14 protein-coding genes are annotated in these 11919 nt (G+C 41.4%); 2 read left to right on the top strand and 12 right to left on the bottom strand.

Annotated features, from left to right (window positions below):
* Positions 1-230 precede the first annotated feature (230 nt).
* The 9 genes from OGM63_RS29235 to OGM63_RS29195 all read right to left on the bottom strand — a co-directional run bounded on the left by OGM63_RS29235 (position 231) and on the right by OGM63_RS29195 (position 7300).
* Entirely contained in the window at positions 231-674 is a 444-nt protein-coding gene (locus OGM63_RS29235) for a protein tyrosine phosphatase family protein (RefSeq protein WP_263749265.1), read from the bottom strand.
* 51 nt (positions 675-725) lie between these two features.
* Positions 726-1184 carry a cupin domain-containing protein gene (locus OGM63_RS29230; RefSeq protein WP_263749264.1) on the bottom strand — a complete coding sequence of 153 codons (459 nt, stop codon included), beginning with the start codon at positions 1182-1184 and terminating at the stop codon, positions 726-728.
* Positions 1174-1599 (bottom strand): GNAT family N-acetyltransferase, encoded by a 426-nt coding sequence (locus OGM63_RS29225; protein WP_263749263.1) that lies wholly within the window; start codon positions 1597-1599, stop codon positions 1174-1176. Before OGM63_RS29225 ends, OGM63_RS29230 begins: the two co-directional genes overlap by 11 nt.
* 173 nt (positions 1600-1772) lie before the next feature.
* Positions 1773-2150 (bottom strand): VanZ family protein, encoded by a 378-nt coding sequence (locus OGM63_RS29220; protein WP_263749262.1) that lies wholly within the window; start codon positions 2148-2150, stop codon positions 1773-1775.
* Positions 2151-2434: 284 nt separating this feature from the next.
* Positions 2435-2695, bottom strand: a complete 261-nt coding sequence (locus tag OGM63_RS29215; RefSeq protein ID WP_263749261.1) for a hypothetical protein — start codon at positions 2693-2695, stop codon at positions 2435-2437.
* The gene (locus OGM63_RS29210) at positions 2688-3014 is read right to left on the bottom strand and encodes a hypothetical protein (protein WP_263749259.1); all 327 of its coding nucleotides are present in this window, start codon (positions 3012-3014) and stop codon (positions 2688-2690) included. Before OGM63_RS29210 ends, OGM63_RS29215 begins: the two co-directional genes overlap by 8 nt.
* Before the next feature lie 69 nt (positions 3015-3083).
* A complete protein-coding gene (gene purH / locus OGM63_RS29205) occupies positions 3084-4625 on the bottom strand; it encodes a bifunctional phosphoribosylaminoimidazolecarboxamide formyltransferase/IMP cyclohydrolase (protein ID WP_263749258.1) in 1542 nt (513 codons plus the stop codon).
* A gap of 160 nt (positions 4626-4785) precedes the next feature.
* Positions 4786-6576 (bottom strand): translational GTPase TypA, encoded by a 1791-nt coding sequence (gene typA, locus OGM63_RS29200; protein WP_263749257.1) that lies wholly within the window; start codon positions 6574-6576, stop codon positions 4786-4788.
* Positions 6577-7012: 436 nt separating this feature from the next.
* On the bottom strand, positions 7013-7300 hold the full coding sequence (locus OGM63_RS29195; RefSeq protein WP_263749256.1) for a hypothetical protein: 288 nt from the start codon (positions 7298-7300) through the stop codon (positions 7013-7015).
* Positions 7301-7403: 103 nt separating this feature from the next.
* Between OGM63_RS29195 and OGM63_RS29190 the strand changes: the two genes are divergently transcribed.
* Positions 7404-8159: a hypothetical protein gene (locus tag OGM63_RS29190; RefSeq protein ID WP_263749255.1), complete on the top strand. Its 756-nt coding sequence runs from the start codon at positions 7404-7406 to the stop codon at positions 8157-8159.
* A 107-nt stretch (positions 8160-8266) separates the two neighbouring features.
* Here the strand turns inward: OGM63_RS29190 and OGM63_RS29185 are convergent, their stop codons facing one another.
* The 3 genes from OGM63_RS29185 to OGM63_RS29175 all read right to left on the bottom strand — a co-directional run bounded on the left by OGM63_RS29185 (position 8267) and on the right by OGM63_RS29175 (position 10548).
* Complete coding sequence (locus OGM63_RS29185) at positions 8267-9154, bottom strand: hypothetical protein (RefSeq protein WP_263749254.1); 888 nt, start codon at positions 9152-9154, stop codon at positions 8267-8269.
* 54 nt (positions 9155-9208) lie between these two features.
* Positions 9209-9835 carry a hypothetical protein gene (locus OGM63_RS29180; RefSeq protein WP_318528570.1) on the bottom strand — a complete coding sequence of 209 codons (627 nt, stop codon included), beginning with the start codon at positions 9833-9835 and terminating at the stop codon, positions 9209-9211.
* Positions 9836-9903: 68 nt separating this feature from the next.
* The gene (locus OGM63_RS29175) at positions 9904-10548 is read right to left on the bottom strand and encodes a class I SAM-dependent methyltransferase (protein WP_263749253.1); all 645 of its coding nucleotides are present in this window, start codon (positions 10546-10548) and stop codon (positions 9904-9906) included.
* Between the two features lie 155 nt (positions 10549-10703).
* On the opposite strand from OGM63_RS29175, the gene OGM63_RS29170 reads away from it, so the two are divergent.
* A partial coding sequence (locus tag OGM63_RS29170) for an ArnT family glycosyltransferase (RefSeq protein ID WP_263749252.1) occupies positions 10704-11919 on the top strand: 1216 nt, incomplete at its 3' end.

The raw sequence follows: 11919 nt of genomic DNA, 5'->3' as shown, positions 1-11919 counted from the left end.
GAAGAAGGCATCATACGTGCCCTCGTATCTTCTCGTCTCGGAGATGTTTATTATAAGCAACTACTACTACTACTACTACTACTACTACTACTACTACTACTACTACTACTACTACTACTACTACTACTACTACTACTACTACTACTACTACTACTACTACGCGGGTTATTTTATTAAGTCCACGAAGGTGGACTTTGTTTGTGTAGTAGCGAATTCTATTCGCCCAATTTCTATTTTTTAATTGACATTACTTGTTCAATAAAATTTTGCCATATTTCATTAGGAATCCAAATTTTCTGCAAGTCCTTTTTAGCATCTTCATCACTAATACCTTGATGAAGACGACGATAAAGATATATAAATGCTGAAACTCGCATATTTGCAGCGCAATGCACAAAAACTTGTTTGTCCGCATTTGCTTCCATGACGCGAAAAAATTCTGTCACATTCTCCAATGTTGGCTTTTCCCAAACTACGGGAATGTGGACATATTGCATACCTTGACTTTCGACAATTTGCTTTTCATCTTTTAAAGCGTTAGGAGATTCTGGTAATGCTAAATTAACAATAACTTGGTATCCTGCCTTCTTTATTGCCGAAAACTGTTCAGAATTCGGTTGTCCGGAAGTGGCAACTGTATCAGATATTTTGAGAAAGTTGTATATATCTTTCATGCGTTCACAAAGTGACTCCGTAGGAGTATCGCTTTCAATATTTATGCAAAATTAATCGTATAAACTACCATCTTTGCGTGTAAAGCTCCAACCATCAGGAGTGGATTCAGCAATTATGTCATCATCTGGATAGGTTACGCGATCGCCTAAAGTTCTATCGCCAATTTCTAAATAAACTACCATCGCATCCGATTTATTCACCAGATGGTGTCCATTTTCCTCCCCAGCGGGGAAGCCTGCCATCATGCCCCGTTTTAATATTTGTTCTCCCTCGTTGCTAATTAAGGTGATTTCACCCTCTATCACATAAATAAATTCATCTTGTAGCGTATGCCAATGTCTGAGGGCAGAACAACTTTCTGGCGCAAGTGTTACTAAGTTTACACCGAAATTTGTCAATTTAGCTGCATTACCTAATGCTTGTTTGACTCTTCCTGACACCAAAGGCTTAAATTCATCAGGATAATTTGAAGTTGTGCGACTGGGTATATTTTCCGGGTTAATTATCATTATTTTGATTTATTCTAAACATCAACTGCATTTTACCTAATTCAGATGTAAAACCCCAGCGTTCATAATATGGAATCATTTCTGGTAAACAGCAAAGAGCAATCCACTCTATTGATTTTAACTGCGGATGATTGACAACTGCATCCATCAACTTCGAGCTAAGTTTCATATTTCGATGACTGGGCTTAATAATAACATCGAAAATAATTGCTCGATAAACAAAGTCAGTGAGAATGCGAGTAAAACCAATTACTTTTTCATTTTCATCAACGAAAGCGATAATAATGTCTGATTCTGCAAGCATCCGCACCACGTCTTGATGTGTACGTTTACTACTCCAGAATTCGTTTTTGTACAAATCCACCAGTTCCGAAATTTTATTTTCAGTCAGTTGTGAAACAATTCGGTACGTCATAAGCCGTTTCTTCATCAGCTAAAGGGTAAACTTATATAAATGCTGATTTTTTAGATATAATCAAACTTAATTGTACACCCTCGGTAAATCATGGGCGCACTGACTACGAAATGATGGCAGAGTACAACTTTTGGATGAATCAAATTAGGTGTATCTTAGTAAAAAATACTAACTTATTCAAGTTTAGTTTTTTGTCTTTCTGCTAACCAAGTAAATAACACAATCCCGCAAAAGTCAGAAGCTAAATCAATTAAATCAAAAGTGCGGTTAGGTGAAAGTTTTTGCATAAATTCTTCACTGACTGTGAAAAAGGTAACTAATATTGGTGCTAAAGGCAGAGAAATAATTAAGAAACTAATTCGGCGTTTTTTTAATGCTAAATGACTGAGAAAAGCAGCCATTCCTATTAAGATAAAATGCCCGATTGTGTCGTAATAGGGAATAGTAGAGCTTTTAACGGGTAGAATTTTCAGGTAGGCAGAAATAACAATTGTCATTAAAATGCCGAAGTAAACCCAAAAAGCAAAAACCCAATGGCGATTTGATATCATGTATGATAATTTTCTTTCGTCTTAGTATGACTTCAATGAAAACTCATAGCATTCCGCAATTGAAAGCGTTCTTTTAGAAAGAATATGTGAATTTCATCTAAATTAAAATTAAATTTTATGTTGAATAGACATAGAAAGTGAAAATGAATGTAGAGACAATTCTCTGCTACGTCTCTTGGCTTTGTGGTAACGCATCAGAAAAGAGTGGTCGATGTCTAATAATATCTGTTTTATCTAATTTGAAGAATTAGTAATAGGTGCGTTAAAAACCGCACCTACGTTTTTCAAGCATGAAGGTTAGCTTGTTCTTGCAACCAGGGATCTACAGGTTGTCCATCTTTGCGACGCAATTCAATTTCAATTACCATCACTTCTTTGGAACCAGGGGGAGCCGGTTTTTTATGGAAAATAATGTTGTAGTCTGCTGGATTGTGCTGACGCTCTTTCAGCCAATCTTGCACTTTTGTGGTGGCAAAAAATGATTGCCCCTGCTCAAACATGCTAGTAATCTGCATTTGTAGAGAGAAAGGATTTAATCTACCCATTGTCTACTCCTTTAATGGCGAAAGCACCGCTCATATAAATATTGACAAAGCTACCCACAACTAGATAATTATAAACAACTACGTTTGTAAAAATTGATTCGGTTGAACTTTCTGTGCTGTAGCCGAAGTAGTAGATTTCTTTTTTGAGAGTAACAGTAATTGTTGAGTTGTAACTGTGATGAGAATCGCCTACTACCATAGCTTTTGAGTTAATGATTTGAGCGATCGCAATTTGGGAACCAGAAACGGGACAAGCAAGAATTTTGTGGAACTCAGAGATCGCATTACTTCCTCTAAAAGACATAAAAAGTAGAGTCATACGTAGAGACGTTGCGTGTGCTACGTCTGTTGGGGTTCGGGCAAGGCATAGTTCATTTTCGCAACAGGTCTAATGGAGAAAGTGACGCACACCGGTAAAGACCATCACCAAGCCGAGTTCGTTTGCAGCTTTGATTGAGTCAGCATCTCGCAAGCTTCCTCCTGGTTGAACGATCGCACTAATTCCCTTCTGTGCAGCAAACTTGACCGAATCATCAAAAGGGAAAAATCCATCACTGGCTAAAATAGCACCTTTGGCTTTGTCTCCAGCTTGTTCTAGGGCAATTTTAACTGAACCGACGCGGTTCATTTGACCGGCGCCGACACCTAATGTAGTGCGATCGCTACTCACTACAATCGCGTTCGACTTGACGTGCTTGCAAACTTTCCAAGCAAACAATAATTCTTCTAACTCTGTTTGCGTGGGTTGGCGATCGCTGACAATTTGCCATTTACTGCTATCAGCAATCATATCATCCGCAGCTTGGACAAGAAAACCGCCGGCGATCGCTTTAACTGTTTCTTTGGGTCCACTGCTCAAATCAGGTAAAATCAAAATTCGCACTTTAGATTTTGCTGCGAGAATATTTAATGCATCTTCATCACAACTTGGTGCAACTACACATTCTAAAAATGTCTTGGTTAACTCCCTAGCAGTCGCAGCATCAATGGAACCGTTGAGCGCAACAATTCCCCCAAACGCTGAAGTTGCATCCGCATTCAAAGCTTTTTGATAAGCTTCGTTAAGATTGCTTCCCAAAGCCACACCACACGGATTAGTATGCTTAAGAATCGCCGCTGCGGGCGTGTCTGTAAATTCCGAAATTATCCGCCGTGCGGCTTCTAAATCAACTAAGTTGTTGTAACTAAGTTCTTTACCTTGAAGTTTGCTAGCAGCTGCCCATCCGGTGGTGGTGTTTCCCGTTTGATACCAGCCGGCGCTTTGATGGGGATTTTCGCCATAGCGCAGAGCTTGCAATTGTTTGCCAGAAAGGGTGAATTGTTCAGGTGTTGATTCGGTTTTCTGCTGGTGGCTGAGGTAGGAAGCGATGCTGGCATCATAACTCGAAGTATGCAAAAATCCTTTTAAGGCACACTTTTGACGAAACTCCAAAGAAGCTTCACCAATATTATCCCGCAATTGCTGCAAATAATCGTGATATTGAGTTGGGTCGCACAAAACTGTGAGATGAGCAAAGTTTTTGGATGCCGCTCTCAACATTGCCGGACCCCCGATATCGATTTGTTCAACTGCTGCGGCTAAAGTTACATCAGGTCTGGCTGTCGTTTCCTCAAAAGGATAAAGGTTGACCACCACTAAATCAATCGGGCGAATTTGGTTGTTTGCCAAATCAGTCAGATCCTCAGGCACATCCCGCCGTGCTAAGATTCCTCCATGAATTCGGGGATGCAGGGTTTTGACTCGACCGCCTAAAATTTCTGGTGAACCTGTGTAATCGGCAACTTTTGTAACTGGTAATCCAGCATCAACGATCGCTTTGGCTGTTCCCCCACTGCTGATTAAATCAAAGTGAAATTCTTCTACCAAGCTACGGGCAAGGTCAATTAAACCAGTTTTGTTAGATACACTCAGCAGTGCCAGACGCGCCATAATTCCCCAGTTTTATTTGTCAGATGCACTTTATTTTACCGAAGAAAGGCGTGTCTAAGGGGGAAAGGGGAAAGGAGAAAGGGACTTATGGTCAGAAAGAAGAAATATTTGTCCCCCTGTTCCTCAGTCCCAGTCTTTATTTTGACTTGAGAAGCTTAACTTACCGTTTCGCCATCTTCTTCGCCATCTTCCGTAAACGAATTGATTGGGGTGTGACTTCTACCAATTCATCGGGTCCGATGTACTCTAAAGCACGTTCTAAACTCATGTCAATTGGTGCTTGCAACTGTACTAATTCGTCACCACCGGCAGCACGGTGGTTTGTAAGTTGCTTTGTCTTACAGATATTCAGTTCCAAGTCTTGGGAACGATTGTGTTCTCCGACAATCATGCCTCTGTAAACTTTGGTACCGGGAACGATAAAGAATGCGCCTCTATCTTCAGCGTTCTGCATGGCGTAGAAGGTAGAAACGCCTTCTTCAAAGGAGATTAAAACGCCTTTGTTGCGTGCTTCAATATCGCCACTAAGTTGACGGTAGTCTAGGAAACTGTGGTTCATGATGCCTTCACCACGAGTCATTCGCATGAATTCACCCCGGAAACCAATCAAACCACGGGCAGGAATGACAAACTCTAGCTGGGTGCGATCGCCACTACCTGGTTGCATGTCTTGCATTTCGCCTTTGCGTTGTCCCAGGCGTTCAATACAGCTACCAACTGCATAGGCTGGAACGTCCAGCACCAGGAGTTCATAAGGCTCGCAACGTTGACCGTTGATTTCGCGATAAATTACCTGTGGTTGGGATACTTGAAACTCAAAGCCTTCCCGACGCATGGTTTCGATTAAAATGCCCAAGTGCAGTTCCCCACGACCGGAAACTAAGAATTTATCAGGGGAATCTGTTTCCTCGACGCGCAAAGCAACGTTAGTTTCTAATTCGCGGAATAGGCGATCGCGCACTTGTCGGGAAGTCACCAACTTGCCTTCTTGACCAGCAAAGGGTGAATCATTCACGCAGAACGCCATTTGCAAGGTTGGTTCATCCACTTTAATTAGTGGTAAAGCTTGCGGTTCATTGGGATCAGTAATGGTTTCTCCAATATAAGCATCAGCGAAACCAGCCACCGCAACAATATAACCTGCGGTAGCTTCTTCCATGTCTACGCGCTTCAGCCCTTCAAAGCCCATCAACTTCGTAATTTTACCCTTGACAATGGTGCCATCTTCTGTTACTAAAGCGGCTTGCTGACCTTGGCGGATGGTACCATTGTGAATTCTGCCAATCACAATCCGTCCGAGATATTCTGAATAATCTAGGGTTGTGACTTGCAATTGTAAAGGCTTGGCAGGATCTCCTACTGGTGGTGGAACATGTCGCAAAATCGCATTAAATAAAGGTTGCATATCTACCGATTCTGCTTCCAAGCTTTCTTTGGCGAAACCTGCCATCCCGGAGGCAAACAGATAGGTAAAATCACACTGGTCTTCATCTGCTCCTAATTCCAAGAACAGATCCAATACTTTATCAACAGCAACGTGGGGGTCAGTTTGACCACGATCTATTTTGTTGATCACAACAATGGGACGAAGACCTTTTTCTAAAGCTTTCTTCAGCACGAAGCGCGTTTGCGGCATGGGACCTTCATTGGCATCGACAATCAAAAGACACCCGTCAACCATCCCAAGTACGCGTTCGACTTCACCACCAAAGTCAGCGTGTCCGGGAGTGTCAACAATATTGATCAGCGTGTCTTTGTACTGTACCGCTGTATTTTTAGAAAGAATTGTGATACCTCGCTCTCTTTCAAGAGCGTTAGAGTCCATAACGCAATCCGGAACGTCTTCGCCTTCGCGGAAAATGCCGGATTGTTTGAGGAGTGCATCAACGAGGGTTGTTTTGCCGTGATCTACGTGGGCAATGATGGCGACGTTACGGATTGGGAGCGTCATAAAAGAGGGAGTTCTGTGAATTATAGGGGAAATTTTCAGACTTACTTGTAATAAATACTGATATGAACTAACAGAATTAGGAGCTTTATGCAAATTCTGTAAAGAACCTTTAACAATTCTAGCTTAAACGTCACAATTGCGGGGCGTTTTCGCAACGAAACGCCATGAAGTAATTTAAAATTTAATTTTTGGTTGAAGTCAAGTTTCTCCTTTCTTTCTGGCGGTTATGTGTATTTATTCTTACCTGAAAAATTGGTTCTACAATTAGTTAATCTTGCCTGTGAAGCGGTTAGAATGCACTCGCTGATTACTAAATAAGCACAAGTGTTTGTTTAACTGAGCAACGTGTCCATTCGCTGCATTCGCACTCCTTGTAAGGGTTTAAGCTCCTTGATTTTTAAGTTTCATATTTCAATTCAACAATGCCCTTTGGGAATCAGGGAATCAGTTGCAGAGCGGCAAATACACAAGTAAAGCTTACCTGAGCGAGAAACCATATTGCTTGTGCCATGCTGGTACCGCTAAAAGAACGCAATTGAATCACAAATTCCGGACAAATCAGTGTAAATTTTTTTCGCGAGGAGTGCGATCGCTCGCTTGGCAGCGTAGATAAAACCCACGCGCTGGGAAGCGATCGCAGTGCACCCGACGGCAAAGTAAACCCACCAGTGGTTACAAAATAAGTCTGCGTTGCGCGGTTCGATCGCCATAAACACTCTTTCAAATAATTTATTTTGCATAAATTAACCTAATATCAATGTATCTTTTGCTATAATCGCAAAGTTTTACGGGTAACGTCAGTTTGCCACTATGGATTTTCTGGAAAAATGCTGCGAGTTTATCATATTCTGATTGGTTTGATTTTGCTGATATTAACACCGATAGTATTCAAATTTTTTCACCCCAATTCTCCCACTCAAAAATTGCAGACAAATCCAATTCGACAACCCCACCCGGTTGCAACACTGACTCAAATTAACTCGGCATCAAAGCCTACTGAAGGAAATATTTGGAAGAGTGTTCTGGGAAAAACTGCTACTCCACCAGGTTGGAAGGTAGCACCTTGTGAAGGAAATGCACCGTTGTTGTGTATATCGTCCCAAGGAAAAGTTTTGGGTACAGTTGAGATGCAAATTTACCCATTGGCAAATCAACCGAATTTCCAAAAAATGCTGGTAGCTGCTGGTATTCCACCAGGAGCAAAAGTGGACTTACAAAGTCCCAACTACCAAACCCAGGTATTGACAGCACTTAGTTCTTGGGTTGCAGACCACTACACTGTATTATCAAAAGACCTAAAAAGTGCCGATGGGGTTAGCATTTCTTTTTCACCTCAATCACCGCAACAAGTTCCCTTTGGGATGCTTCACGGGATGCGCTACAGCTTTACAGGCATTCAACAAGGTGGTAAGCTTTACCAGCAAAATCTTGGTTATGTTGCTTTTGATGGTGCTTCACTTTACGTCATCCAAACTGCTTTTGACCCAGCAGCAAAAACAGGTAAGTTTGAGAAATCCGAAAATCTTGAACCTTTTGAATCTTATCTGAGTGCAATTGTCGCAGATTTGCGTTTGCCAAAATAAAGCGATCGCAATGCCGGTTAATAGCTAGGCATAGACGTGAAAATGAATGTAGAGACGTAGCACTGTTAATGTAGAGACGTAGCAGTGCTACGTCTCTACATATGAATCTAAATTTCAGCTATTGCTCGTTCAATCAAGCGACGCGCTAAAGTTTGCGTACCTGTATGTTCGTAGTAATTAGTACTGACATCTAGAAACGCCGCTAAGTAATCTAACTTATCGTCAGCAATCTGCGTAAATGACTGCAAATTCGCGACAACTGTCTGTGGTGTTAAATTATGTGACGCGACGAGATTACCCATCCAGCCTTTGACTGAATCGAAGCTTTCGCCGATAAAGTTGAGTTTACTACTAGAATCACCACCGGGAATCGAATCACTGATGTTCTTAAAAGTTGAGTTTTGCTCTAACTCTTCGGGACTGGTTTGATTAATGCTAGATAATGCTTTGTTGATGAAGTCTGGACCTAAGGGTATCAAACCATCAACGCAAACTAACGCTACCATGCGAATTAGGGACTCACCGCTATATTCACCCAAAGAAGCGACAAAATCGCCGATGCTGTCTCCGGGGATACCGTTGATTTGACAAAAAGCTACCAACTCAGTAACTAATTTTAGTGCTAAGTCAATAGTTTGAGCTTTGTCTGGTTTGGGAGTAACTTTATTTAAAAAACCCAATAAGGGAATCGACTCACCTACCTTATTCGCTAAAGCTGCTGCACCAAGGGCTTTATCTGTACCATCAACAGTTTGGTACAACCACATCGCTCTTTGGTATCCTTGAGAGCGATCGTTGTAAAGATAAATTGCTCTCTCACCAATTTGCTGAATTAGGTCTTCGTCAGTTTCGCCGGTAACAGTCTTAATGGTGTTGACAAAACCCACCACATTATGCCACTGACCAGGAGCAACAAAATCAAGGGAATTCAATAGAGAAATAGTCAAGCCACCGGTTGGCAATTCGTCAACTAACTCAAAAATTGATTTGCTCACAGTTACGAAAATCTCCTTAGATAGCGTGTTTTATTTTAGTCGCAGTAATGAAGTTTATTTCAATCGCGCCAGACCGCTGAGATTAAATTTTTGTATCCAATCTTCGCGATCGCTTGCCGTAAATGACGGATCTTTGGAAATGACTTTCACTTGATACTTACCTACCAAAATCGAGGTTTGAGTATTGCCAAGTGTCACGGCTGGATAACCTTCAATTTTTTTGGTACTACTAGAGTATTTTGCCGCTGCACTTGGGGTGCTGGTAGTATCAGAAACAGCCAGTTGCGCCATTACTTTGCCACCTTTTTTCAAGTTCGCTTCTGCAAAGCCTTTTTTCTCTTGGGTAAATACACGTTGATACCCATCTTGCTCCCCAGGGAAAAGCTTGTTAAATTCGCTACCTTGAGTTGCATTCTTCGCAACTGCTTGACCGCTTTTCTTTTGGGTGCTTTCTTTTTGCACTTGGTCAAATTGACCTGGTGTCTTCGGGGCACAAGCTGTTGTCAGTAGTAACACTGAAAGCAACAAACCCACTAAAATCCTACGTCCACGGCGGAAAATCATGTTTGGTTTCTCCTTATGCTTCTTTGAGCCAATTATCAGCGATCGCTGTGAGATTACACCCAGAAAATTTACTTTTTGATAAGATTTGGTATCTCGAATCACATTTTTTCCGGACATTTTCTGGGCAGCTGGAAAAAGTTATGAGTTTTACTCCTCACTCCTCACTCATAACTCATAACTACTGCTTAACTCCGGGAAGCTATAACAGCATAAAACGGATCTCCTCCCCCCGCACCCAACCATTGCAAGATATTTGGAACCCTTGATTGACGGGTAATTACTTCTGGAGTGGTAAATCCAGCAACCGAGGAGAAATAGCTTTTGACTAATTCAACCCTACTCGCTTCTGAACCCTCCCGCCAAGCTTGAATCGCCTTTTGATAAAACATCCGGTTAGAAAAGCTGAAAATAGCGATCCCACCAGGTTTGAGAATGCGGTGAATTTCCGAAAACACAGCCTCTGGATATTGCAAATACTGTACGGAAACGCAATTGAGTACTGCATCAAAATCTTCATCCTTCAAGGGTAACTGAGGATTAGCGTTGAGATTTTGCACAAAGTAATGATTTAGGTGCGGGTTACGTGCAAGTTCTTCAGCGTTGAGTCCGTGTCCTTCAACATGGGCAAACTGCATCTCTTCAGGCAGATGAGATACCCAACTGCTCATCATATCAAAAATACGCATATCCGGTTTTAATCGCTGACGATATACATCGGTTAGCTGTTGAATAAAGCCTTCGTCCACATGAGTGACGAAGCGGGGATAGTCGTAAAACAGATTGTCGTCTGTATCATCTAGCTTGATGCGTTGATTTGGTCTTAGTAGCATAAACCTCTGTTGAACGAGAACTTATTTCCAAAATAGTGTAAATTTCAGGTAGTATTTGATGCCGAACGGTTGTATACAACTTTACATTTTTTCTAGATAAAGATAAATAATTAACAGCTTTTTCAATTTATCAAAGTTAACTTATTTGTAATTCCATGAAATATCAAAGAAAAAAAAATTCTTCTATTTTGCAACAAATTCATCTTTGGGGAGGATTTCCTTACATCAGTTTGTTGGTATGGATACTGCCATTATTGCTATTTAATTCTGGAAACAATAGCTTGATGGCTCATGATGAAGGACTTTATGCTTGGCGATCGCGTGTGATGTTTGAGTCTGGTGATTGGATAAATCCTTGGTCAGAACCTCATCATAAAACACCAGGTCACTATTGGTTAATTGCCACTTCCTACAAGCTATTTGGCATCTCTGATGTTAGTGTCAGACTTCCCAGCATGATTGCTGGCATATTCAGCATACTGCTTCTCTATGAAATCGGTAAAATTATCCTTGGGAAGAAACTTGGTTGGCTAGCTGCGGCAATTTTGAATGTAGAATTTCTCTGGTTACAATATTGTCGATTAGGTACGCCTGATGTCCCAATGATTTGTCTGGTACTTTTAGCTATTTGGTCTTTTCTCAAAGCCGAATTACATCCCAAATATCGCTCTTTTTATCGCTTTATTGCTGGTCTGAGTTTCGGTTTAGGCTTTATAGTGAGAAGCTTTATGATTTTTTTGTCCCTGATAGCTTTATTACCTTATCTTATTGCAGAACATCGCCGTCATTGTCATCTTAGCAACTCAATGTTTTATTTAGGGTTTGCAGTCGGTTTAATTCCTACTTTCAGTTGGATTTGGTTAAATTGGCAGCGCTTTGGTAATAATAGTTTTGAAGAATTATTCCGCTTTGTTTTCCGTTTGGGGTCGAATGATAGAGGCGATCATGGAATACTATTTTATTTCTGGAATGTGCCCACCAAAGCTTTTCCTTGGTTTTTCTTTGCTCTTTTAGGCTTAGTTTTATTACTGCGTCGTCCCATTTATCGCTACCAACTAATATTAGTTGGCTTTCCCCTAGTCCTGTTTGCTGAACTTAGTATTTTCTCTACTCGCCTACCTCATTATAGTCTTGCTCTTTATCCGTTTATCGCTTTGCTTGCATCTATTGGGTTAGACTGGCTTGGCGGAATTTTTAGCAAAGGGATAAGAGGAGGGGGGGAGGGGAAGAGTGGGGGAGTGGAAGAGTGGGGGACAAGGGGGACAAGGGGGCACTTTGCAAGCAGCAAGGAGCAGGGGAACTCCTTGAAAGAATTTCTCCCTTGTCCTCCCCCTCTCCCTTGTCCTCCCCCTCTCCCTTGTCCTCCCCCTC

It is taken from the genome of Plectonema radiosum NIES-515 (assembly GCF_025753815.1).
In the GTDB taxonomy this organism is placed as follows: domain Bacteria; phylum Cyanobacteriota; class Cyanobacteriia; order Cyanobacteriales; family Nostocaceae; genus Hassallia; species Hassallia radiosum_A.
This window is presented reverse-complemented; position numbering and strand designations above follow the sequence as displayed.